22 protein-coding genes are annotated in these 22,872 nt (G+C 50.3%); 10 read left to right on the top strand and 12 right to left on the bottom strand.

Annotation, left to right across the window (positions count from 1 at the left end; all coding sequences use genetic code 11):
- Positions 1–6: 6 nt before the first annotated feature.
- The 5 genes from ACT53G_RS13725 to ACT53G_RS13705 all read right to left on the bottom strand — a co-directional run bounded on the left by ACT53G_RS13725 (position 7) and on the right by ACT53G_RS13705 (position 5,626).
- Complete coding sequence (locus ACT53G_RS13725) at positions 7–2,700, bottom strand: ATP-dependent DNA helicase (protein WP_338656701.1); 2,694 nt, start codon at positions 2,698–2,700, stop codon at positions 7–9.
- A gap of 192 nt (positions 2,701–2,892) precedes the next feature.
- On the bottom strand, positions 2,893–3,534 hold the full coding sequence (locus ACT53G_RS13720; RefSeq protein WP_476169677.1) for an RES family NAD+ phosphorylase: 642 nt from the start codon (positions 3,532–3,534) through the stop codon (positions 2,893–2,895).
- A 31-nt stretch (positions 3,535–3,565) separates the two neighbouring features.
- A complete protein-coding gene (locus ACT53G_RS13715; protein ID WP_476169676.1) occupies positions 3,566–3,946 on the bottom strand; it encodes an antitoxin Xre-like helix-turn-helix domain-containing protein in 381 nt (126 codons plus the stop codon).
- Between the two features lie 52 nt (positions 3,947–3,998).
- Positions 3,999–4,610 (bottom strand): glutathione S-transferase, encoded by a 612-nt coding sequence (locus tag ACT53G_RS13710; RefSeq protein WP_476169675.1) that lies wholly within the window; start codon positions 4,608–4,610, stop codon positions 3,999–4,001.
- A complete protein-coding gene (locus tag ACT53G_RS13705; RefSeq protein ID WP_476169674.1) occupies positions 4,610–5,626 on the bottom strand; it encodes a quinone-dependent dihydroorotate dehydrogenase in 1,017 nt (338 codons plus the stop codon). The genes ACT53G_RS13710 and ACT53G_RS13705 overlap by 1 nt, the downstream gene beginning before the upstream one ends.
- 192 nt (positions 5,627–5,818) lie before the next feature.
- Here ACT53G_RS13705 and ACT53G_RS13700 point away from each other — a divergent pair, with 192 nt between their 5' ends.
- On the top strand, positions 5,819–5,944 hold the full coding sequence (locus ACT53G_RS13700; RefSeq protein WP_194749452.1) for a DUF3149 domain-containing protein: 126 nt from the start codon (positions 5,819–5,821) through the stop codon (positions 5,942–5,944).
- 64 nt (positions 5,945–6,008) lie between these two features.
- On the opposite strand, the gene ACT53G_RS13695 is transcribed toward ACT53G_RS13700, so the two are convergent.
- Positions 6,009–9,878: a DUF3683 domain-containing protein gene (locus tag ACT53G_RS13695; protein WP_476169673.1), complete on the bottom strand. Its 3,870-nt coding sequence runs from the start codon at positions 9,876–9,878 to the stop codon at positions 6,009–6,011.
- A 192-nt stretch (positions 9,879–10,070) separates the two neighbouring features.
- On the opposite strand from ACT53G_RS13695, the gene ACT53G_RS13690 reads away from it, so the two are divergent.
- The 3 genes from ACT53G_RS13690 to ACT53G_RS13680 are packed head-to-tail and all read left to right on the top strand — an operon-like array spanning position 10,071 to position 11,657.
- Complete coding sequence (locus ACT53G_RS13690) at positions 10,071–10,493, top strand: TlpA disulfide reductase family protein (RefSeq protein WP_313987144.1); 423 nt, start codon at positions 10,071–10,073, stop codon at positions 10,491–10,493.
- Positions 10,494–10,904, top strand: a complete 411-nt coding sequence (locus tag ACT53G_RS13685; protein WP_194749449.1) for a CopD family protein — start codon at positions 10,494–10,496, stop codon at positions 10,902–10,904.
- A gap of 45 nt (positions 10,905–10,949) precedes the next feature.
- Entirely contained in the window at positions 10,950–11,657 is a 708-nt protein-coding gene (locus tag ACT53G_RS13680; RefSeq protein ID WP_338656692.1) for a hypothetical protein, read from the top strand.
- A gap of 85 nt (positions 11,658–11,742) precedes the next feature.
- On the opposite strand, the gene ACT53G_RS13675 is transcribed toward ACT53G_RS13680, so the two are convergent.
- Complete coding sequence (locus ACT53G_RS13675) at positions 11,743–12,231, bottom strand: SRPBCC family protein (protein WP_379073671.1); 489 nt, start codon at positions 12,229–12,231, stop codon at positions 11,743–11,745.
- Between the two features lie 169 nt (positions 12,232–12,400).
- Between ACT53G_RS13675 and ACT53G_RS13670 the strand changes: the two genes are divergently transcribed.
- The 5 genes from ACT53G_RS13670 (at position 12,401) to ACT53G_RS13650 (ending at position 16,301) form a co-directional block, all read left to right on the top strand.
- The gene (locus tag ACT53G_RS13670; RefSeq protein WP_194749446.1) at positions 12,401–12,967 is read left to right on the top strand and encodes a TetR/AcrR family transcriptional regulator; all 567 of its coding nucleotides are present in this window, start codon (positions 12,401–12,403) and stop codon (positions 12,965–12,967) included.
- An 85-nt stretch (positions 12,968–13,052) separates the two neighbouring features.
- Positions 13,053–14,021, top strand: a complete 969-nt coding sequence (locus ACT53G_RS13665) for a carbohydrate kinase family protein (protein WP_194749445.1) — start codon at positions 13,053–13,055, stop codon at positions 14,019–14,021.
- A gap of 29 nt (positions 14,022–14,050) precedes the next feature.
- Entirely contained in the window at positions 14,051–14,509 is a 459-nt protein-coding gene (locus ACT53G_RS13660) for an outer membrane lipoprotein (protein ID WP_194749444.1), read from the top strand.
- Positions 14,510–14,713: 204 nt separating this feature from the next.
- On the top strand, positions 14,714–15,502 hold the full coding sequence (locus ACT53G_RS13655) for a GNAT family N-acetyltransferase (protein ID WP_476169672.1): 789 nt from the start codon (positions 14,714–14,716) through the stop codon (positions 15,500–15,502).
- A 1-nt stretch (position 15,503) separates the two neighbouring features.
- Positions 15,504–16,301, top strand: a complete 798-nt coding sequence (locus ACT53G_RS13650) for a lysophospholipid acyltransferase family protein (protein WP_476169671.1) — start codon at positions 15,504–15,506, stop codon at positions 16,299–16,301.
- 21 nt (positions 16,302–16,322) lie between these two features.
- Here ACT53G_RS13650 and ACT53G_RS13645 read toward each other — a convergent pair whose 3' ends face one another.
- The 5 genes from ACT53G_RS13645 to ACT53G_RS13625 all read right to left on the bottom strand — a co-directional run bounded on the left by ACT53G_RS13645 (position 16,323) and on the right by ACT53G_RS13625 (position 21,555).
- On the bottom strand, positions 16,323–17,126 hold the full coding sequence (locus tag ACT53G_RS13645; RefSeq protein WP_476169670.1) for a sulfite exporter TauE/SafE family protein: 804 nt from the start codon (positions 17,124–17,126) through the stop codon (positions 16,323–16,325).
- On the bottom strand, positions 17,095–17,934 hold the full coding sequence (locus tag ACT53G_RS13640) for a symmetrical bis(5'-nucleosyl)-tetraphosphatase (RefSeq protein WP_194749442.1): 840 nt from the start codon (positions 17,932–17,934) through the stop codon (positions 17,095–17,097). The genes ACT53G_RS13645 and ACT53G_RS13640 overlap by 32 nt, the downstream gene beginning before the upstream one ends.
- A gap of 224 nt (positions 17,935–18,158) precedes the next feature.
- Positions 18,159–18,662 carry a c-type cytochrome gene (locus ACT53G_RS13635; RefSeq protein WP_194749441.1) on the bottom strand — a complete coding sequence of 168 codons (504 nt, stop codon included), beginning with the start codon at positions 18,660–18,662 and terminating at the stop codon, positions 18,159–18,161.
- A 150-nt stretch (positions 18,663–18,812) separates the two neighbouring features.
- Positions 18,813–20,297 carry a choice-of-anchor I family protein gene (locus ACT53G_RS13630; protein ID WP_476169669.1) on the bottom strand — a complete coding sequence of 495 codons (1,485 nt, stop codon included), beginning with the start codon at positions 20,295–20,297 and terminating at the stop codon, positions 18,813–18,815.
- 118 nt (positions 20,298–20,415) lie between these two features.
- Positions 20,416–21,555: a nucleotidyltransferase family protein gene (locus ACT53G_RS13625; protein WP_313987117.1), complete on the bottom strand. Its 1,140-nt coding sequence runs from the start codon at positions 21,553–21,555 to the stop codon at positions 20,416–20,418.
- 170 nt (positions 21,556–21,725) lie between these two features.
- Here ACT53G_RS13625 and ACT53G_RS13620 point away from each other — a divergent pair, with 170 nt between their 5' ends.
- On the top strand, positions 21,726–22,820 hold the full coding sequence (locus ACT53G_RS13620; protein WP_476169668.1) for a sulfite exporter TauE/SafE family protein: 1,095 nt from the start codon (positions 21,726–21,728) through the stop codon (positions 22,818–22,820).
- Positions 22,821–22,872: the final 52 nt, after the last annotated feature.

Genomic DNA, 22,872 nt, shown 5'->3' with positions numbered 1-22,872 from the left:
TTCATATCAAACTGGAAGTTTTAAGTTTCTTCTCATTGAAATTATATGAACATCTTTGGAATTACTATCCCTACTTAATTCACGAATTACTTTTTGCTGCGTTTCAGGCGTCCAAAATAATTTTAGTGTCTTGCGTGCTCGCGTGACAGCCGTGTAAAAAATGTTGTGCGTGATTTGGTCTTCGTTTGAATCAGTAATCACAATTTTTACTGAATCATATTCAAGGCCCTGTGCCTTATGAATTGAAACCGCATAAGCGACTTGAAAAGGCACAGTTGAATTTAGCTCATCGTCATCATCATCGCTACTTTCCAATTCAAACACTGAGAATCGAACGGTAGACTCGCCCATCCATTCCAGTTCTGTACCATCAACATCAAACTCACTGACTGGTCTATCTAATTTTATGTCGAACTGAATCTTATTATCGAATGTTTTTATATTTTCAATCCAACCTTTTAAATTGTTATAAATGACATCACCAAAACGCCCTGTTTCATTAAAAAGAACGGGGTCATCTATCTTATAAACAGTATCCCTCCATATTACTTCAGGACGTGGATTACTTCCCTGAAGAAATCTATTTATATTGTTGATTCCATACAAACCATCATAATTCAGACAAAGAATAATCTCATCCTTACCTTGAGATTCAAATAATGACTTATCAAGCACAGTCGAATATTCGTTTTGGGCGATAAATTCAGCAATATCATCCTCAATACTTCTCACTTTATTCCAAAAAGTAAGTAGCTTTTCGTCTTTTGCTCTATATGGTGTCTTCAGCTCGAAAGTTGCCGTGGAAGGAATAAATGAGCGTACAAGACTAAACCAGTTACCAAACTGAATAGACTCAATTTGATAAATATCTCCGACAAGTACAAGCAATTTGAAAGTGGTTTTTTCTAGCACTGCAAGCAAATCTGCATTGCTAACGGTGCTACACTCATCAATCACTACTATGTCAAAATTCAAATCCCTTCTTCTATATATCTGACTATTTATTGTTCTGAATGTTGAATTCTGAGCAACTACTTTCCTTTGTAAGTTATCCTTCGCAGGGTTTGTATGGGCTAAAAATAATTTGGATTTATCGTTAAAGTAATTTGCAATGTAATTAACCATGGTGGACTTCCCAGTCCCAGCGGCACCATAAATTAAAGCAACCTTTGATTGACTGAAAAGCTTCCTAAGTGCCTCACTCTTCACTGGGTCGTCAATACCTCTGTTTGATTCATTAAGCCAATAGTCTACCGCCTGCGAGTATCCATCAATTCCATCTTTCGCAAACTGCTGTAACTTTTCAATAATTGCAACAGTACCATCCTCGTAGCCACGAATAAATACATGCCCTTTATCCTGTAAAAGCTGCCTATCAGCATGCTTGTAGTATAGATTGCGGTTATATGTCGCTATTAAATCATCAATACTCTGAAATGATTTAAGGTCATCAATTGGCGTATAAAGCATTCCTTTTGATTCGATATTATTTCTTACGCGTCTTGCAAGTAGCTCATGCTCGCGCGTGCTGTGATCAAGACTTTCTATAAGATCCCAATACCTTGGGTTGTGCCCAATAGGAGAACTACAAAAAGGCATTGAGTCAAAGGGAATACAGCCATATTGCAATTTTAAATTTGAAAGTCGATTACATGGCTCCGAGTTATATTGCGACTTAATAACTTGGTTATTCATTCTCAACATCAAATAACGAATAATATCTTGCCCAGGTAATTTAGACTGCATTAATTGGCGAGCCCTATCCAAAACTGGAAAAATTTGAGGCTTACTAATTCCATATAAACCTTGGTCTTTCATAGACTGATACAAACTATCAGACATCTCTAGAAGACTCAGCAAACTCTCATTGTTATTTGTCAAATATCCCATTAAGACGCGATATTCTCTTGAAGAACTTTCTACCTTTGTTAATAGGCCAAAAAGACGTGCAAAGTTATTGAATTCACATGGCCGGATTGAAACTTCCCATTTTCGAATAATGGTAATCGGCATCGCCTGCTCTAGCACTTGAATAGAGTCCGAATTTAGAGTCAACATTGCCGCATATTTATCTGTAAGATCAATATCCGTAAAAGCGATGATACGGTCAAATTTGCTCACATTATTTGCAGCACGATAAAAAGTTACTTCGTAATAAATACTGCCTTTAACAAAAAATGGGCGCACCTTGTGTATGTAGTAACGAGAGCTGTTACTTTTCTCTGGTTTTCTTAAACGCACCGCCTCAATGCGAGCAGCAATTTTTTCGTGATACTCTTTGAGGGATGGATCAAGATCAAGAGGAAAGTCTTCAAGATTGGTGAGTATTTCAACACCATGATTTTGCTTTAATAAGCTACGTGTTCTAAAAAGATACTCATAGTATTTGAGCATCAATCGCTCGGACGCATCTCCATCAAGAGTGAAGTGCGAAGCACTTTTTTGAATTAGTTTATGAAATTTGGCTAGAAAGTTGACTTTTGCTCTGCTCTTAACGAAGGCAATTGCAGGTTCAACCTTATCATATCGGAACTCTACAACCATTGAATTTTCATGGAGAAATACTACGATCCCTTCGATTAGATTTCGAAGCTGGGATAAAACGTTTTGTGATAATAAGTCTCGTTGGTTAGCAAGGCGCGCTATGTTTTCACAAATAACCTGATCAGCACTTAAAATTTGTTTTTTTGTTGTGCCCACTTTGAGCTCCCTCAATTAGCGCTTTAAATGACAAGACAACTAAATCCTTAAGCGTTTTAAATTCACATAATTATTAAAATTACTCAATTCCGATAATTGCAACTTACTACAAGTGGTTCTGCCAGAGAACAGAAGATTAAAACTCTCTTACCGATTATGAGCCAATTTTAACAATTAAGTAATATCCAAAGGTTATTCCCAATATACTGAGTCAAAAGCAAATGATTCATAGTCCCTACGCCAAATCACTTCTTGAGTATTCACAACCAGCCACCAAGTCTGCTTTTCTGATCTAGGCGTATTCTCTTTAAACGCTTGCGGAGTTAATACTGCAATACACCACGCTGGTTGCGGGTCTCTCACAGAGGTGTAAATAATCGCGCCTAACTTCACCTCCCTTGCTGTGACTGCTAATGCTTGGGTAGGCTGGTAGTTAGTTTTGTGTTGCCATGCTGGGTCTTGATTAAACGGTGGATTTCTTAAATCAATCGCTTGTGTGGCTAGTGACACTTGAAAAGCGGTGTGTGGCACGGGCTCTATGCGGCTGAGTGCAGGCGCATCTATGAGAAAGCGCCAGCGCCAATAGCCGAGTTCAGCTGCGGCGGTACGAACTGTTTCTGCGGCATAAAACACGCCGGGGTCATTTGGACCGCGAAAGCGTGAACCTCCAGCGCGGCTGGGGTAACGGAATGGTGTGGAGAGCAAGTAATCAAGATGCTCGGTATCCGCGGCGAAAGGTGGCTTATTGCTATCGAGCAAGGCTTCAAGCAGGGTTTGTTCGGCTTCAGTATCGACCAGCTTCATGGTTGAGGCGACATGTTGCGCCTCGACCATGCGCCAAGCCAATGATGCCCAAGCAAAAGCCTCAGACGATACCGCGTGAGGTGTCCAGATATTGGACGACACGAACCAGGCCTTCAGTTTGTTTAATCAGGTCGATGGGGCGCGCATTGAGCGCCAGGTTTTGATTGTTTAACCAGACACGGGCGGTTTCATCATTGTTGACAATGGAATCCAACGAGCGGAACGCTCGGACAAATAGCAAAGCAAAATCCCACTCTTTGCGTTTTTGGTCGAGGACATATTCACCACTATACAGGCGGGTGATGGTGGCAGGACTCAGGCCAAGAATGCTTGCCAACAAGGCTTTGGAAATCTGCAAACGCTCAGCCGCGCGACTTACCGCTTTGGTTAACACGGATTGCGCATCGGCTTGGGTGACGGTATTTTGTGTGGTCGCGACCATAAAAATTCCTTTCTATGGAAACTCTAACACAATATTATTTCAACAGGAATGTTTACTGTGTATAAGTCGGAAACTTCTGCATCACTTTTTCAAATAAGGGGCTTTGCAACCACCCTTCTAACCAGACACGCAGTTTCGCATAATCACTACCCGCAAACCACTCCGCATCTACTGCCGCAAACTGACGGATAAACGGGAAGATCGCGATATCGGCCATACTGGCCGAAGCGCCCAGCAAAAAGGTGTGCTGGGTTAAAGCATGCTCAAGTTGCTGCAAAAATTGCTCACCTTGAGCACGGTAAAATTGTTGTGTATGTTCAGGGTAACGGTCAGGGTATTTATAGCGGTCCAGCGCTTTTTTAAAGTCACCGTCGTTGATCGTAATCAGCGCGTTGACTGCTTCAGGGTCTGCATTCAGCCAGCCTTGCTGATCGCTCTGGGCAAGTGCCCACTGCATGATATCCAGGCTTTGCTCTAGCACGGTACCGTCTGGCAGTTGTAATACGGGCACGGTGCCTTTGGGGGAAATCTGCAACAAATGCGCAGGTTTTTCACGCAATGAAATCTCGCGCACTTCTACCTGAATATTCGCCGCCCAGATCGCCATACGGGCGCGCATGGCGTAGGGGCAGCGGCGGTAGGAGTAGAGGATGGGCAATGCCATTAGAGCAAGGCTTTGCGGCAATCTTTAATTAACTGCGGGCCTTTATAGATGAGTCCGCTGTAGAGTTGAACCAGGCTGGCACCGGCCGCCATTTTCTCTTTGGCATCGTCGCCATTGAGAATACCACCGACGCCGATAATCGGCAGGCTGCCTTGCAAGCTGGCCGCCAGTGTTTGAATCACGCGTGTAGAACCCGCTTTTACCGGTGCGCCTGACAGCCCACCTGCCTCTTCCGAGTTTGGCAAGCCGGCCACAGCATCGCGCGACAAGGTGGTGTTGGTGGCAATCACGCCGTCCATTTGGTGCTGCATGAGCAGTTCAGCGATTTCTTGTACTTGTTCGGTGGTTAAATCGGGGGCGATTTTGAGCACAACGGGCACATATTTGCCATGCAGTTGCGAGAGGATTTTTTGCTCGGCTTTGAGCGTTGCGAGCAGTTGGCCCAGCACCTCTTTTTCTTGCAGGGCGCGCAGGTTTTTGGTGTTGGGCGAAGAGATATTCACCGTGATATAGCTGGCATAGTTATACACTTTGCGCATGCAGGTCAGGTAGTCTTCAGCGGCACGGTCGTTCGGCGTATCAAAGTTTTTGCCGATATTAATGCCCAGGATGCCTTTGAATTTGGACGCCTTCACATTCTGGATCAGTTGATCGACACCGAGGTTGTTAAAGCCAAAGCGGTTAATAATGGCCTCGGCTTGTGGCAAACGGAACAAGCGTGGTTTGGGGTTGCCAGGCTGCGGGCGTGGCGTGACGGTGCCCACCTCAATAAAGCCAAAGCCTAGCGCGGCCATGCCGTCAATCACAGCGGCATTTTTATCCAGCCCGGCCGCCAGGCCGACCGGGTTGGGAAACGTGAGGCCCATGACCTGCGTCGGTTGTGCAGGTAAACGGCAGGCGGCGAGTGTGAGCAGGCCGAGCTTTTCTGCACGTTTGAGCGATTGCAAAGTAATATCGTGTGCTTGCTCTGCATCCAGTTGAAACAGCAGAGGTTTAAGCAGCGAGTAAACATTCATCCGTTTGATTCCTGAACTTTTAATTTTCCAACTCTATCGTTGCATTTTGCCAGCAGTGACTGCCAGACAATACAGTCACCAGGTGTCGCTGACATGACTTTTGCGTTACATCAAAAACCATGATGTCATAAGGGTTCAAAATCCTCTACAGATTCATTGCCTGCAACATGATTCGCTTACTGGAGGAAACCCATGAAAATTTTGATTGATTTGTTATCGACTGACTACGGTTTAATGAGTTTTATCGTGATTGCTGTGATTTTAGTGGTCATGATTTGGGCAGGGATTTATGTCTATGTCAAAGCGCGACAATCATAAACCCTTTGCACTGACACGATACGCCGCCACTTAAACAAACCCCGCTTACGCGGGGTTTGTGGGTTTACAGCAATACTTTCTCAATGCCACCGTTATTGGCCTTCTGGATGTAATTTTCCATCCAGTTTTCACCCAGCACGTGCTTGGCCATTTCCACCACAATGTAGTCAGCTTCAATGCCAGTGTCATCACCATAGCGTGACAGACCTTGCAGGCAGCTTGGGCAAGACGTCAGGATTTTGACTGGCTGCTCGGGGGCGCCCACGGTCAAGCCCATTTTCTCCATGCCTTTTTCCAGCTCTTCCTGTTTGCGGAATTTGACCTGGGTAGCAATGTCAGGACGCGCCGCAGCAAAAGTGCCGGACTCACCGCAGCAGCGGTCATTCAACGTCACGTCAGTGCCCATCAGCTTGTTGGTGACTTCCAATGGCTTGTAAGTCTTCATCGGCGAGTGGCATGGGTCATGATACATATAACGCGTACCGGTGACGCTTTGCAGGCGCATGTCTTTTTCCATCAGGTACTCGTGGATGTCGAGCAGACGGCAGCCCGGGAAAATCTTCTCGAACTCGTATTTCTGCAACTGATCCATACAGGTGCCGCAAGACACAATCACGGTCTTGATATCCAGGTAGTTCAGGGTGTTGGCGACACGGTGGAACAGCACGCGGTTGTCCGCCGTGATTTCCTGACCCTTGTCGTGGTTGCCTGACGCCGTTTGCGGATAACCGCAGCACAGGTAGCCTGGCGGCAAGACCGTAATCGCGCCCACCTCGTACAACATGGCTTGAGTCGCCAGGCCGACGTTAGAGAACAGGCGCTCGGAGCCGCAGCCCGGGAAATAGAACACGGCTTCCGAATCCTCATTCACCTTTTGCGGGTTGCGGATGACCGGAATCATGGTGTCATCTTCCACGCCCAGCATGGCACGTGATGTCTTGGACTGCATTTTCTTCGGCATCGGCCGGTTGATGAAGTGAATCACCTGCGCCTTGATCTCTGGCTTGCCCACCGTCGCCGGTGGTGCTTTTTTGTCCTTGAGCAGGCCAAACTTCTTGGCCAGGCTGTTAGCAATATTAATCGCCTTGTAGCCCATGCCTATCATGGTTGCACGCAAGAACTTGATGGTGGCCGGATCTTTGGCATTCAGATACAGCATACCGGCAGCCGTGCCAGGGTTGAATTTCTTCTTGCCTTGCTCGCGCAGGAAGTTACGCATCTTGACGGACACATCACCAAAGTCAATATTGACCGGGCAAGGTTTTTCACAACGGTGGCAGACCGTGCAATGGTCAGCCACATCGTTGAACTCGTCAAAGTGCTTGAGCGAAATGCCGCGACGGGTTTGCTCTTCGTACAAGAAGGCCTCGATCAGCAAGGAGGTGCCAAGAATCTTGTTACGTGGGGAATATAGCAAATTGGCGCGTGGCACGTGTGTAGAACACACCGGCTTACACTTGCCGCAACGCAAGCAGTCAGAAATATCATCGGCAATCTCGCCTATGGCAGACTGCTCCATGATGATGGACTCTTGCTCGAGCAAACCAAAGCTGGGGGTATAGGCGTTTTCCAGCCCGGAACCCATCATCAGTTTGCCTTTGTTGAAACGGCCTTCTGGGTCTACCTTGGCTTTGTAAGCAGCAAAGGTATCAATGGTGGCCTGATCCAGGAACTCCATCTTGGTGATACCGATCCCATGCTCGCCAGAAATCACGCCATTGAGGCTACGTGCCAACGCCATCACACGTGCAACAGCGGCGTGGGCGTCTTGCATCATGCCGTAGTCGTCAGAGTTGACCGGGATATTGGTATGCACGTTACCGTCACCGGCGTGCATGTGCAGCGCGATAAACACGCGGCTCTTCAACACGGTTTTCTGAATCTCATCCAGCTTGTCCAGAATCTTCTGGTATTCACGGCCAGCAAAAATATCCGCCATTGGCCGCTTGAGCTCGCGCTTCCAGGAAACGCGCAAATCGTAAGACTGCACGGCGCGGAACACATTTTCATATTGGGCATAGGCCTTGCCCATCTCGCCCAGCACGGTGACAGGCTCGTCCAGGGTATTCAAAATCAGACGCCATTTGGCACGCACATCACGCAACAACTGCAGGGCAATGTTTTGTTTGGATTTGACACCTTCGGGGTCGGAGTTGCCGTCTTCATCCGGCTGCAAAGGCAGGTCGCCAGCGACAAAGGCTTCCAGCGCATCCACCAGACGCAGCTTGTTATTGATAGACAGCTCGATATTGATGCGCTCAATGCCGTCGGAGTATTCGCCCAGGCGCGGCAATGGAATCACCACGTCTTCGTTAATCTTGAAGGCATTGGTATGGCGGGCAATTGCCGCCGTGCGTGAACGGTCCAGCCAGAATTTTTTACGGGCCTCGGCCGAGACGGCAATAAAGCCTTCACCGTTACGCGCGTTACACATGCGCACCACGGCAGAAGCCACTTCACCGACGGCGTTTTCATCATCAGACGCGATATCGCACAACAACACCATTTTTGGCCGTTGCTGACGTGCGGCCTTGGTCGCATAGCCGACGGCTTTCACATAGCGCTCATCCATGTGCTCCAGACCAGCCATGATCACCGACGGGTCTTGCTTGGCAGTAGCGTCCAGATAATCCTTGATCTCGACAATCGCGGGCACGGCATGCGACACATTGCCAAAAAACTCCAGCGCAATGGTGCGTACATGTTTGGGCATGCGGTGCAAAATAAAGGTCGCAGAGGTAATCAGGCCGTCACAGCCCTCTTTTTGCACACCAGGCAAGCCGGACAGGAACTTGTCGGTCACGTCTTTACCCAGGCCGACCTTACGGAAGCTCGGCCCCGGGATTTCAAGAATCTCAGGCTCGGACAGCAAGTTTTTATGGTCGATGTCGTAGCGGCTGATTTTAAAGCGCGCCATGTCAATATCGTGAATTTTGCCCAGGTTGTGATCCAGACGCTCCACTTCCAGCCAGGTCGCATCTGGCGTCACCATGCGCCATGAGGCGAGGTTATCCAGCGCAGTCCCCCACAGCACGGCTTTTTTACCACCAGCGTTCATGGCGACGTTACCGCCAATGCAACAGGCATCGGCAGAGGTCGGGTCGCAGGCGAATTCCAGGCCGGCGGCGGTAGCCGCATCCATGGCGCGACGGGTCACTACACCCGCGCCGCACTCAATCGTAGCCACCTGACGGGAGACGCCGGGCAAGGTGCGCATTTGCACACCTGTGTGTTGGTCCAGTTTTTCGGTGTTGATGACTGCAGACAATGGCGTCAACGGTACCGCGCCGCCCGTGTAACCCGTTCCGCCCCCACGTGGAATAATGGTCAGACCCAATTCGATACAGGCGCGCACCAGATAAGAGATCTCGGCTTCAGTATCCGGGTTGATCACCACAAATGGATATTCGACGCGCCAGTCGGTCGCGTCTGTGACATGTGAGACACGCGCCAAGCCATCAAACTGCACATTGTCTTTGCGAGTGTACTTGGTCAGTTTGGCCAGGGCTTTTTTGCGTAACTCGGCCGTTTGCTTGAAATCATCGGCAAACTTCTCTACCGCTTTGGTCGCGGCAGACACCAGTTTTTGTACTTTTTCATTGCCCCCGCTACGTTCTTGAATGGCAGAAATACGATGATATAGCGCCTCGATCAAGGCCTTGCGACGCTTGGGGTTTTCCAGCAGGTCATCTTGCAGATAAGGGTTGCGTGACACCACCCACAAATCGCCCAACACCTCAAACAGCATGCGCGCACTGCGGCCTGTTTTACGCTCGGCGCGCAGCACATTGAGGATTTCCCAGATTTCTTCGCCGAGAAACCGGATGACGATTTCGCGGTCAGAGAAAGAGGTATAGTTGTACGGAATTTCGCGTAATCGTGCGAGAGGGGTAGAATTGCGCTTTAACAAATCTGCGTTGACAGGTGCGTTCATTGATAATTTATCAAAAACAAAAGTCAATTATACCATGTCGTATACAGCACAAACACGTTACACGGCCTATGGTTTTTAGCGTGCATTTTTGAGTCATCCGTTTTTTAAGAGGCTAAGTTGAAATCAATATTCAGAACATGGGGCGTAGCAATAGTTGCATTGGCGCTCATCGCAGGCCTGGTATTTGCCGTCATGCAAAAACCGCAGGCACCAGAAGTCACCTTCACCACGCTGGATGGCCAGAAAATCAGCATGCAAAGCCTGCGCGGCAAAACGGTGCTGGTCAACTTCTGGGCAACAGACTGCTCGGGCTGCATCAAGGAGATGCCTGACCTCATCCACACTTACCAGCAATACAAAGACAAAAACCTGGTGGTGATTGCCGTGGCGATGCCCTACGACCCGCCTGCGCAAGTGCTCAATTACACCCAGGAAAAAGCGCTGCCGTTTGCCGTCATGCATGACGGTTACGGCGAAATGGTCAAGGCGTTTGGTAATGTCAACCTGACCCCGACCACCTTTATCTTTGACGGCAACGGCAACCGCATCCAGAAAACCATAGGCGAACTCAACTTTGCCGAATTACGCAAACTCCTGAATCAGAAAGCCAGCTAAATGTTGTGGGTCAAAGCGCTACATATTATTTTTGTCACCAGTTGGTTCGCCGGCCTGTTTTACCTGCCCCGTATCTACGTCAACCTGGCGATGGAAACTGAAACTCACGCCTATGCGCGCTTGCTGCTCATGGCGCAAAAACTCTACCGCTTCATGCAGCCCCTCATGCTGCTGGCGCTCGCATTTGGCTTATGGTTATGGCTGGGTTACGGCATCACTGGCGGCTGGATGCATGCCAAACTGACCCTGGTCATCCTGCTGATTGGCTACCATCACTATTGCGGCAAACTCCTTAAACAATTTCTTGCGCAGCAAAACAAGCGTAGTCATGTCTGGTTTCGCTGGTTTAATGAAGTCCCGGTGCTGATCCTGTTCGCCGTGGTGATTCTGGTGGTCGTCAAGCCATTTTAAGCCGGTATGTTGCACGCATTATTACAATCAGATTGGCTGATAACCATGCTGGACAAGTCCGGCAAGCAGGCCGCGCACAAGCTGCTAGGCTTGTTCATCATTCTGGATGACTTGCTCTCCAGCCCGCTCGCAGAGGCGCAAACCACGCCCGCGACAACATCGACCCAGCCTGGGCGACTGCAGGCATACCTGAGCACACAGGCACAACTGGCAGGCGCGCGCCTGCCTGATATGCTCGCTAACCAGCTCTATTTCATGGCACTCAGCGCCTGTCAGGAAAAGCTGGCACACAGACAATCCAGTGCCCTGCAACATGCAAAACAGGCAGCAAAAGCACTTATCGACGAGCAAACCAAACTGCAAATCGACTGGCTGGCCATCCGCAACTATGGCGTGGTGGCGGTCACCTTGGTCTGTGGCGTCGTGGGCGGTTATTACTGGCATATGCAGCTCGAATCCGCGCCCAGCCTCCAGACCGCAGCGGTGCATCAGCCTCCGCCCCGCCCGTTATCATTCGAGGCCAGTCCCACCGAAACCGCAGCCATTTACAGCCGCCTCGAAACCATGAAACATGGTGATTGCCGACTGATCGAAGCGATTCAACTGCCAGAACGTTTGAAAAGCGTTTACATCGAAAACATCATCAATGGTCACGTCACAACCAACCGTGACGAGCAAGTACTGGTCAACCAACTGCTTGATCAGGTGCAATGCAATTACACGCCCAAACTGATGGCCAACTCGAGACAGTAGACTGCCTGACAATAAAACAGGCCGTCGTTGCATAACAAAAAAGCCGCCACTGCTCGTGACGGCTTTTTTTACAGCAAACGCTGATTTATTGGAACAGGGTTTTAAGCTGATTCAAACCACCATCGTAAACGCCTTTAATCGCGTCAGAGGCTGCTTTTTCATCTGCAGGCGCTTTTGGCAAGAAATGACTTTCCCACACCACCACAGACTTGCCATCCCCATTGCTATGCACACTCACGGTGGATGCGTAGTCATTCACCGGTAACACGCCATCAGTGATCCTGTAGCCATAGCTTTTCTGTTTTGGATTGTAAGCAGTCAGTGTTTCATTCACTTTGCCGCCATCCTTGAGCGTCAGCACGCGTTTGGCGCCCACGCTGTTATTTTTACCCGCAACGATCTCGGTTTTGGCAACGGCTGGATGCCAGGCACCCAAATCGCCAAAGTCAGAGACTTTTTTCCAGACCACGTCTACCGGCTGATTCAGCTCCACAGATTTAACGACATACAGTGGCTCGGCCGCAAATGCCGTGCTTGAGAGGGCGAACAGGCTAGCTAATAATAATTGACGCATGATTTTCTCCTTGTTGTAGATGAAGTACATTGTAAATAAATTGACCATAAATGTATACTATACGGTATAGTATATTTAACACGGCAAGCAAAGTCAAACAATAGGATTTGTTCCCTGGCTGAAAGTTCTGGGGGTATACAAACTTGTATAGGGTGTTATAATTTTAGGCATGAATGCGCTTAAGCAAAAAATTTTGCAGGTATCGACGGATCTGTTCCAGACACGTGGCATTAATTCCACGGGGGTAGACACGATTGTGGCTGTCGCAGGCACCACCAAAATGACGCTTTACAAGTATTTTGAAAACAAGGAAGAACTGATCCTGGCCGTGTTGCAACAGAGCCACCAGGACTTTCAGGACTGGATGAATGAAAAACTGGGCGGTCTTGGTGGCAGCCCAAATGAAAAAATCCAAAAACTGTTTGAGTTTATTGAAGAGTGGGTGACTTCCCCCTCGTTCACCGGGATCGCTTTTATCAAGGCTTCCGCCGAGTTCCCCAATGAAGAAAACCGGATTCATCAGCTGTCTTCGCAACAGTCCCGTGAATTCAGGCAATTTATTACCAAGCTGGCACAAGAAGCCAATATCAAAGATGCCGAAGGACTGGCGCTGCAACTCTCCATTCTGTTTGAAGGTGCCGTACAGGCCGAGCAAATCAAACGCGGCTCAGGCGCCATCAAGTCTGCCAAAAAGGCCGCCAAAACGCTGATTGATCTGGCCATCAAGCAGTCGTGACCACTCTTAGCCGCTCGTAACACTTGCCACACTGCTGGCGCACAGCAATAATAGCCCTACTTTTATCCAACCCCGTATTCACTTCATGAAAATTCTTATTTGCGGCTCACTCGCCTACGACACCATCATGGTGTTCCCTGACCAGTTTAAAAATCATATTCTGGCAGACAAAATTCATAAACTGAGCGTGGCATTTCTGGTCCCTGAAATGCGCCGCGAATTTGGCGGCACCGCGGGCAATATTGCCTACAACCTGCAATTGCTCGAAGGCCAGCCGCAGATCATGGCGACAACCGGGGATGACTTTGCCCCCTATGAGGCATGGCTGAACCAGCATCATATTGATACGCAGCACATCAAGGCGATTGCCGGCACCTACACTGCTCAAGCATTTATCACCACCGACATGGATGATAACCAGATTACCGCGTTTCACCCCGGGGCCATGCAATATGCGCATACCAACAGCGTGAACGACGCCAAAGATATTGCCTTGGCCATCATTGCCCCAGATGGTCGCGATGCCATGTTCCAGCACGCAAAAGAGTGCCATGAGGCCGGGATTCCCTTCATGTTTGATCCGGGCCAGGGCTTGCCGATGTTTAATGGCGAAGAGCTCATGCACTTTATTGAAATGGCTGACTATCTGGCAGTGAACGATTACGAGTCACAAGTCATCCAAGACAAAACAGGGCTCAGTCTGGAACAACTGGCGGCCAAGGTCAAAGCCTTGATTGTGACCTTGGGTAGCGAGGGCTCGCATATTTATGCTGACGGTCAACGCCATGACATTCCGTGCGTTAGAGCAGATAAGGTCGTAGACCCAACAGGATGTGGCGATGCTTACCGTGCTGGCCTGCTGTATGGCATTGTGCGTGGCTGGGACTGGAAAGCCTGTGGCCGGCTGGCGTCTACCATGGGCGCGATCAAGATTGCGAGCCGTGGCGGGCAGAATCATCAGCCGAGCCGGGCCGAGATTGAAAACATTTACAGTCACGCCCTGGTACAGGATGCCTTGAAAGAGGATCCTAGTCTGGGCCAGGCTACCCATTAAAAGAAGCTTGTTCAATATTGGAGAAAAAAATGAAAACACGTGTATTGCAATGGCTTGCTGTGGTATTGGTCACCGGCATTCTGGCCGCGTGCGCGAGCTCTAACTCTGGTAGTGTGTATTCGCGTGATGAAGCACGCAGAGCACAAACGGTGAAAACCGGGGTAGTGGAAAGCGTGCGTGCCGTCAAACTTGAAGGCACCAAGTCCCCTGTAGGTACGATTGCAGGGGGGGCAATTGGTGGGATTGCTGGCAGCTCAGTGGGCGGTGGTCGCGGCAGCGCGATTGCAGCTGTCATTGGTGCCGTCGCCGGTGGCCTGGCTGGTTCAGCCGCAGAAGAAGCCGTCACCCGCAAAAACGCACTGGAAATCACCGTCAAACTGGATGGCGGCGGCCTGGTGGCCATCGTGCAGGAAGCGGACGAACAGTTTAATGCGGGCGACCGTGTACGCATCGTTGAAAACGGCGGCACCTCACGCGTTTCCCACTAACAGAAGCTGGCGTTAAACGACGCATGGCAACCATCACCTTCTGGTGTGTGGTCATTGAAAAGAGCAGCCTAGGCTGCTCTTTTTATTAGTGCATGGGGCATGTCCGCCACCATAGTCAACGTCACAGAATTGTCATGTGAACGTCACCAATCATTCATGTGACACTTCTAATATCACCCTAAACCTCAACCAAGGAGTCGCGTGATGTTAGAACGCAATTTGCAGGAAAATGGCCTATATCAAGCCGAAATTCAGCCAACTACCGAGAACAACCGTAAAGTCAACTCAACGCTGAGTGTTGCTCTGGCAACAACCGCAGAAGAAATCATGGAAGCGCAACGCTTGCGCTATCAGGTGTTTGCTGAAGAAATGGGCGCGCAGATCAAGAGCCAGAATGGTCTTGATGTAGACGGCTTCGATGCCTTTTGCGATCACTTGCTGGTCCGCGATGATACCACGCAGCAAGTGGTGGGCACTTACCGCATCCTGAACCCGATGCAGGCCATGCTGGCAGGCGGTTACTACTCTGCCGGAGAGTTTGATTTGAGCCGTCTGGCCCCCTTGTCTGACCGGATGGTAGAAGTGGGCCGTGCCTGTGTGCATGCCGATTATCGCACCGGTGGCACCATCACCATGTTGTGGGCAGGCCTGGCCAAATACATGATGGCCCGCCAGTATGAATACATGATTGGTTGCGCCAGCATTTCCATGCACGATGGCGGCCACACCGCTGCCTCGCTGTTCAACAGTCTGCGAGAAGACTATCTGTCTCCCGCGGAATATCGTGTGTTTCCGCACCATCCATTGCCGATCGAGGCCCTGGATCAGTCACTCGAAGTGACCTGCCCACCATTGGTGAAAGGCTATTTGCGCCTGGGGGCTTATATTTGTGGCGAACCTGCCTGGGATCCGGCTTTTAATACAGCCGATATGCTGGTATTGTTACCTTTATCCAGAATCAATCCCAGATATGCTGCGCATTTCTTGAAATAACTTGCCAAAAACAAATTTTCTCACCTTCTGCTGGCGCACCGCCCGCATTTTTCTCCACACACTCACCGGACTCACATTGGCAACACTCGTGTTGCCTGTGTGTGGCCGTCGTGGCCGCGAGCAGTTGATTCGCTGGTGGTGTGCCAAACTATTGCGCTGTTTTAACCTGCAGTTATCGGTGAGCGGCGTACGCCCGGCGCCGCAGTCCAAGCATGTGCTGTTTGTTGCCAACCATATTTCCTGGTCAGATATCCATGCCTTGAACAGCCTGATTCCAGTGCGTTTTGTCGCAAAAGTCGAAATCAAGGATTGGCCAGTGTTTGGCTATCTGGTCAAAAAGTCTGGCACCATTTTTATTAACCGGACACGCCAACGTGATGCGGCACGCGTGCTGAAAGTAGTCACGCAGGCGATGAAACTGGGGGACAATCTGTGCGTGTTTCCCGAAGGCACCACCACCGATGGACAGCAAGTATTACCGTTTAAAAGTAGCCTGATTCAGGCCGCGATTGATGCAGAGGCGACGGTGATCCCGATTGCGATCCACTATCCCATGCCTGACGGCGGCCCTAACCTGGCGGCAGCGTATGCCGGTGAAACCAGCATGATCGAATCCATGCTGTCTTTTCTGAACATGCAGTCACCCAAAGTGCATTTGCATTTTTGTGCGCCGATAGAGGCGCGCCTGCTGGACCGGCAAACGCTGGCCAGCCAGGCAAGAAATGAAATCATAGCGCGCTTACCCTGGGCGACCGTGCCTGAAACCGTCAGCGAACCAGCGGTGCAAAAGCAAGCCTGACTGTGATGGCTCAGCCCATCGTTAGACATATGCCTGCCAGGCCGTTTTAAGCAGCAAAAGCGTCACAACTGCCACAAACACCCGGCGCACCAGCGTGGTTCCATGCTTTAGCGCCAGTGCACTGCCTAGCAGGCTGCCAGCGATATTGGCGGCCGCCATGGCCAAGCCCAGTTGCCACCAGACTGCACCGCTCCAGCCCAGCACCGCTAACGTCGCCAGATTAGTACTGGCATTTAACACTTTGGCAGAGGCAGAAGCATGCAAAAAATCCTGGCCGAGAAAACGCACCAGCATAAAAATAAAAAAGCTGCCGGTGCCTGGTCCAAAGAAACCGTCATACCAGCCGATGCTGACCCCAATGGCCAACGCAATCATCCATCGCTGCCGCACACTGTGGCCCCGGGCACCCTGTTCGACCCCAAACTGCGGAGACTTGAGCGTATACACCAACACCAGCAACAACACCGCTGGCAATAGCTTGCGCAAAAAATCTGGCGCGACCCAGGTCAAGGTCCATGCCCCCAGGCAGGCGCCTAAAAATGCAGCCAGCATTGCAGGGACTAACCAGGCCCAATCCAGACGCACATGCCGACTATAGCGCCAGGCGGCAACACTGGTGCCAAACACACTGGAACATTTATTGGTGCCAAGCAACAGCACGGGCGCGGTATTCGGAAAGCTGGTTAGCAAAGCGGGGACGGTCACCAGCCCACCGCCGCCCACCATTGCATCCACCACGCCCGCCCCAAACGCGGCCAGGATCACCCACCAGAGTTCCACCCCCACCACCGGACTAATCGCCACCCAGGCCGGGCGGCTGATCACGCGGATCTAGTGCCACCTGCGTCGCCTCGCCAGTGTCCAGGGCGTATGCCGTCAGTTCTCGCCCCCATAAACAACCGGTGTCCAGCGCGATCACGCCATGCGCTTGATACAGGCCCAACGCTGACCAGTGCCCACACAGGATGGGCTGCTTGGCCTGGGCGGACTGGCGACCGGCCGCCTGAAACCAGGGTAGATACCCGGCCGGTAGCTCAGACAGTTCGCCTTTAAACGCAAACTCCATCGCGCCGGCCGCATCCACCACACGCATGCGGGTGAGCGCATTGGTAATCGCCCGCAAGCGGTCCATGCCGGTCAAGTCCGCGTGCCAGGCGGCAGGCTGATTACCATACATCTGTTGCAAAAAGCCCAGATAGTCGGGCGATTGCAACACCGCCTCAACCTCGGCAGCCAGCGCCTTGGCTTGCAGCAACGACCACTGCGGATACAAGCCGGCATGTATCATGGCATAGTCATCTTCCAGCACCATCAATGGTTGATGCCGCAACCAGTGCAATAACGCTTCGCCATCCTCGGCTGCCAATAAAGGCGCTAAAGTGTCAAAGCGATGCGGTGGCCGCACGGCGTGTGCGACGGCAATGGCATGCAAATCATGGTTACCCAGCACCACCTTGATATGCTCGCGATGCGCATATAACCAGCGCAATACCGGTAGTGATCCCGTGCCGCGGTTGATCAAATCGCCAACCAGCCACAACTGGTCGCGCCCAGGCGCAAAGTTTAGCTTTGCCAGCAACTGCATAAAAGAATGATAGCAACCTTGCAGGTCGCCAATTGCGTATCTCGCCATGGCTATGCACCTATCTGAAATCGATTTACGGGCACTGCTACACACACAACTTCCGTCGCAATACGGCGTTGCTCATCAAGAAATTTCTCCTGCCATATCAACTATATGCAGCATCAAATTTTTTCATGCGCGCCTTGTCTGGCTTAGCGATTTGAAGGTGTAGAAGCGCCCTGACCAATAAAAAAGCCGCTTGAGATTCAAGCGGCTTATCGCAATATTGCTGTTTATTTTTTCAAGCTGGCAGGATCAAATTTGGCCCCTGCCTGATTCGCCATATAGGCCACCGCATCCGCGACTTCGTGGTCAGTCAACTCTGCGTTACCGCCGCGCGCTGGCATGCTACGAATCCCTTCGATGGCATGTTTTACCAAGGTTTCATAGCCTTGTGCAATACGTGGACCCCAGTCACCGGCATTACCGATTTTTGGCGCACCCAAGGCACCCACACCGTGGCAAGCGATACACACGCCTTTAACAATCTCTTCACCACTCTTTTCAACGTGCGCGCCACCTGCTTCAGCCACGGCCACTGTCGCAACCGGGGCAATATTGGCGAGCACTTTTTGCTCTGCTGCTTCAGCCGCTTCTTTGCTTGGGGCCGCTTTTTCGGCACCAAACACGCCAAAAAGATATGCCAGCAGCGAAACCAGCAATGTGAAAGCAATAATGGCGCCTGGAATGGCAATAATTAACTCTTTAATGCTTGAACTCTGATTGTAACCCGACATATCTGCATCCCGTTGCGTTAGAAAAATTTTCCACGTGATTATAGCGCAGAACCGCCAGACAGGAAACGCGCACCGGTATTTACTGCCATGCAAAACAAACAGCCGGGCTGATTCCCAGACCCGGCTGACATTTGCACAGATAAAACCGTACTACTTTTGTCGACGACGCAACATCGCCAATGAGAGCAAGCCCATCCCCAGCATCGCTGCGGAGCCGGGTTCAGGGACAGCACTGACCTTGAACAAGGAAGTGGTGTTGGAGCTTTCATTCGAAAACGCCAGGAAAATCTGTCCGGCTTTTTCAAACGCAACCAAGCCTTCTGGCGCTTTGTCGCCGTCTGAGACAATCATATCAATAAAGCTGACTTTGGTAGGATCAGTGATATCAAACAGTGCTACGGCCCCTTTCAGGGTTCGCTCCAAACCGATAGCAGCGATGGTACGGCCACCCAGGGTAAACAAGTCCACACCTTCTGGCTCAACCCCTTTGTCGCGGCTACGGGCGTCATCATAAATCCCACGTGCAAAAGCTTCCTTATCAAGGATATCGCCACTGTCGTAAACCAGACTGCCATCGGCATTACGGATGCTGAAAGAACGCGCACCCGCGGCGTACAGATCGCCTGCAGATGAATCGGTGTTTGATACGCGGATATTGGCCAAATCCCCAGTCGCGCCTAATGAACTGGCATTAGAACGATCACCGTCATCCTCACGGAAATCACCTTCGTTCGCAGTCACCAAGTAGTCCTTGCCAGCGACGTTGTAAGTCGCGATCCCGTCAGGCATGTACAACCCTTTTACGTTGGCACTAATAAAATTAACGCTACCATTGTTAAGCGGGTCTATGCTGTTACCCGGCAGGCTGAAGTCTTTGGCACCCAAGCCAACCACCTGGGTAAACGAATTGGTGTGCATATCCAAAATGCCGATGGCATTCGCCTCTTGAAGGGTCACGTAAGCCTTGCTGCCATCTGCACTGACCGCAATATACTCAGGCTCATAATCCATGCCAGTATTATTGCGAATATGGCTACCTGAAGTAGGCACTCCAGACAACGTGGCAGTGGCAGCCACGCTACGCTTGGCTACATCAATAATAGTCACGCTACCGACTGGATCATTGGCTGCCGGGTTGAATACGCGTGGCACCGTGCTGCCTTTACGTGTGCCATACACATCTGGGGTTCCTTCATTGGCAACCAAAATCTTGCTGCCATCCGGCGTAAAAGTCAGCATATCTGGCAATGCACCGACCGTAAATGTGTTAGTCCCAGACGCAAGGCTTCTGGTTGTGGTGTTATATAAGTGCACGATCCCCGGTTGAGTACGTGCACTGTTTTCGATGGCAAATGCCGCCATGCCATTGCTGATGCTGACGCTATTGATGTTACCGAAGCTACTGGTGTCAATATGCTGCACCAGGCTGCCTGTAGCCGCATTCAAAACATCTACGCCTTTGACGCCTGCGACCCATAAAGTATTGGTCATGGCATCAAATGCCGGAATTTCAGACAAATAACCACTCCCACTATGGCTAAAGGTCCATTCTTTGCTAATCTGATAACTGGTTGCAGCCTCAGCCACGCCCATGCTGCCCACTAGCAAACCAATCATTAAAGTCATTTTTTTCATGTGTATACTCTCCTCATAAAGTGAGAAAAGCATAGGCATCATGCATGACAAATCCTTGACAGTTAAATGTCAATCAAATGAAAACGGACTAGTCATTTAAAATCAAACCGCGCTGAAATTACAACCTCGCATAAGCGTAGTTTTGCGGATAGACCACTTTTTCCCGTGCATCAGTCCAGATAATGTCGCAACTGTCATCATCCATATGCACCATGCGGCCATTACGGTCTACGCAATACTCACCACAGACGATGCGCTCAACAATTTCATAGCCCTGCGCAATGCGGGTGTAATCAAACAAAATGGAGCGTATGACTGTACTGTCGCGCTGGATATGGCAACCCGAGTTAATCCAGGTTGGGCCAACAATGCGGGTATTTTTATCAATCCGGCTACCAGAACCAATGTATACCGGCCCCTCAATCTGCGTGTGCTCCCAGTCAATATGCACATTGAGGCCCACCCACACACCCGGTTTCACCTGCGTGCCCGGAATCGGCATCGACGGGAAGAAGCCTTGCATCATTTGCTGCATCACCAGCCAGTAATCGGTCACCACGCCAATATCAATCCAGTTAAACGGATGCTGGATCGCATAAAACGGCAAGCCTTTTTGCACCAATAATGGAAACAAGTCCGAGCCAATATCAAACTCGCTGCCAGAGGGGATCAAGTCCAGCACCTCCGGCTCAAAAATATAAATGCCGGTGCTCGCCCAGTTAGAGCGCGCCTCCAGCTGGCTAGGCTTCTCCTGAAACGAAATAATGCGCCCTTCATTGTTGGTCACCACCACGCCATAGCCAGACACCTTGTCCATGGGCACCTGCATGGTCACCAGGCTCGCCAGTGCGCCTTTTTCCTTGTGCTCTTTCACCGCACGTGTAATGTCCAGATCAATAATCGCATCCCCGCACAACACGATCGTCGTTTCATCAAAAAAGCCGCTAAAGTCCTGAATCTTGCGCATGCCACCGGCTGAGCCCACTGCATGCGGCACTACCTGACCATCCACAATATCCCCCTCAAACGAGTAGCCGATATTCACGCCAAAACGATGACCATCCTCAAAGTAATCCTGAATCTTTTTGTGCAGATAACTGACATTGACCATAATATCCGCCACCCCATGCAATGCCAGGTGCTCCACCAGATAAGCCATCACCGGCTTGCCCAGCACCGGAATCATCGGCTTAGGCAAATCATAAGTCAGTGGCCGAACGCGAGTGCCCTTCCCCGCAGCTAAAATCATGGCTTTCATCGTGCTATATCCTCATATGTTTAGATTTATCAGCCAAGCATAGTCACGCTCTATGACACGATTATTGCAACCTTTAGTACGCTCCCCGGGTCAAGGCAAGGTGAGCGCCAACCCCCTGCCCGCCAAACGACTGCCGCTTTTTTATAGATGCTTACTAAAAGCCCAGGCATTTGGGCTATGATTTAAGCGTTTCAAATGCAACCACAAACATAACGCCTGTCCTGCCCCACATGATTTATTTAAATGTTTTCCTCATTGCCTTCATCGCGTTTGCAATCAGTATGGTTTGCGGCGGCGGCGCAGGCCTGCTACTGATCCCCATTCTGGGCCACGTGCTCCCGGCGTCTCAGGTGCCGGCGGCGCTATCGGTAGGCACCTCAGTGAGTTCACTGACCAAGCTTTATTTATTCTTCCAGCACATCAACTGGCGCATCGTCAGGCACTTTCTGCCCCTCGCCTTACTGGGGGTCATAGTCGGCGCCTGGCTACTCAGCTACCTGGCGCCGATGTACGTCGAGCTGTGCATGGCCATTTTTCTGGTCTCCAACCTGCCCTACCTCTTTAAAAAAGCCGCCGCCCCCAGTGCAGACAAACCCGCGCTATCCAACCACTTTCTTAAATTTATCGGCTTTCTCGCAGGCTTTATCTCCGCCCTCACCGGCGCAGTCGGCGTCTTGTTCAATGGTGTTTACCTCAGATACGGGCTCAGCAAAGAAGAAATCATCGCCACCCGCGCAGCCAATGAGATTTTTCTGCACATCGTCAAACTGGGCCTATATGCCTATTTCGGATTATTTACGCTAAAAGCACTCACCATCGGCATACTGGTCGCCATTGCTGCCGTCGCAGCCACCTATCTGATGAAATACGTGCTGCCTAAAATCTCCATCAGCCTCTTCAGCAAAGTTGGCTACGGTGCCATGGTCCTGTCCGGCGTCTTGTTACTAAACAGCGCCATCCTACGCATTCAAGAGGCTCACGACCCTAACGTACACATCGTCCGCGTATCCAAGGGCTACGACGCCACCTTAAACTGGGATGATTTAATCTATACCATTGAGTTCAAATACGGCGAAGGCTTTGAATTTGAACGAATTATTCCATTCGCAGCACTGGATGCACCAAGACAAGCTTATGTAAACGCGCAGAATATAGGCGCTGACAAAATTGTCATCGAAAAAGTCTATTCCCTCAAAGAAATCGCATACGAAGCTTATTACTACAAAGGCGAAAGCAACTTAATCAAAAAGATCCAGTTTAAATAACAGTGAGCAACGCTTTGAATCAAACACACCTAAAAATTGAGCGGCGACAAGC

The sequence above is a fragment of the Methylophilus sp. DMC18 genome, from assembly GCF_056314005.1.
Note: the sequence above shows the minus strand (reverse complement) of the source record. Positions and strands in the feature narration are given on the sequence as shown.

What these genes read in the sequence shown, in the direction of transcription:
- ACT53G_RS13720 (WP_476169677.1), bottom strand. Translation starts at nt 3,534, where the DNA reads ATGGTCGAGGCGCAACATGTCGCCTCAACCATGAAGCTGGTCGATACT.
- ACT53G_RS13715 (WP_476169676.1), bottom strand. Translation starts at nt 3,946, where the DNA reads ATGGTCGCGACCACACAAAATACCGTCACCCAAGCCGATGCGCAATCC.
- ACT53G_RS13710 (WP_476169675.1), bottom strand. Translation starts at nt 4,610, where the DNA reads ATGGCATTGCCCATCCTCTACTCCTACCGCCGCTGCCCCTACGCCATG.
- ACT53G_RS13705 (WP_476169674.1), bottom strand. Translation starts at nt 5,626, where the DNA reads ATGAATGTTTACTCGCTGCTTAAACCTCTGCTGTTTCAACTGGATGCA.
- ACT53G_RS13700 (WP_194749452.1), top strand. Translation starts at nt 5,819, where the DNA reads ATGAAAATTTTGATTGATTTGTTATCGACTGACTACGGTTTAATGAGT.
- ACT53G_RS13695 (WP_476169673.1), bottom strand. Translation starts at nt 9,878, where the DNA reads ATGAACGCACCTGTCAACGCAGATTTGTTAAAGCGCAATTCTACCCCT.
- ACT53G_RS13690 (WP_313987144.1), top strand. Translation starts at nt 10,071, where the DNA reads ATGCAAAAACCGCAGGCACCAGAAGTCACCTTCACCACGCTGGATGGC.
- ACT53G_RS13685 (WP_194749449.1), top strand. Translation starts at nt 10,494, where the DNA reads ATGTTGTGGGTCAAAGCGCTACATATTATTTTTGTCACCAGTTGGTTC.
- ACT53G_RS13680 (WP_338656692.1), top strand. Translation starts at nt 10,950, where the DNA reads ATGCTGGACAAGTCCGGCAAGCAGGCCGCGCACAAGCTGCTAGGCTTG.
- ACT53G_RS13675 (WP_379073671.1), bottom strand. Translation starts at nt 12,231, where the DNA reads ATGCGTCAATTATTATTAGCTAGCCTGTTCGCCCTCTCAAGCACGGCA.
- ACT53G_RS13670 (WP_194749446.1), top strand. Translation starts at nt 12,401, where the DNA reads ATGAATGCGCTTAAGCAAAAAATTTTGCAGGTATCGACGGATCTGTTC.
- ACT53G_RS13665 (WP_194749445.1), top strand. Translation starts at nt 13,053, where the DNA reads ATGAAAATTCTTATTTGCGGCTCACTCGCCTACGACACCATCATGGTG.
- ACT53G_RS13660 (WP_194749444.1), top strand. Translation starts at nt 14,051, where the DNA reads ATGAAAACACGTGTATTGCAATGGCTTGCTGTGGTATTGGTCACCGGC.
- ACT53G_RS13655 (WP_476169672.1), top strand. Translation starts at nt 14,714, where the DNA reads ATGTTAGAACGCAATTTGCAGGAAAATGGCCTATATCAAGCCGAAATT.
- ACT53G_RS13640 (WP_194749442.1), bottom strand. Translation starts at nt 17,934, where the DNA reads ATGGCGAGATACGCAATTGGCGACCTGCAAGGTTGCTATCATTCTTTT.
- ACT53G_RS13635 (WP_194749441.1), bottom strand. Translation starts at nt 18,662, where the DNA reads ATGTCGGGTTACAATCAGAGTTCAAGCATTAAAGAGTTAATTATTGCC.
- ACT53G_RS13630 (WP_476169669.1), bottom strand. Translation starts at nt 20,297, where the DNA reads ATGAAAAAAATGACTTTAATGATTGGTTTGCTAGTGGGCAGCATGGGC.
- ACT53G_RS13625 (WP_313987117.1), bottom strand. Translation starts at nt 21,555, where the DNA reads ATGAAAGCCATGATTTTAGCTGCGGGGAAGGGCACTCGCGTTCGGCCA.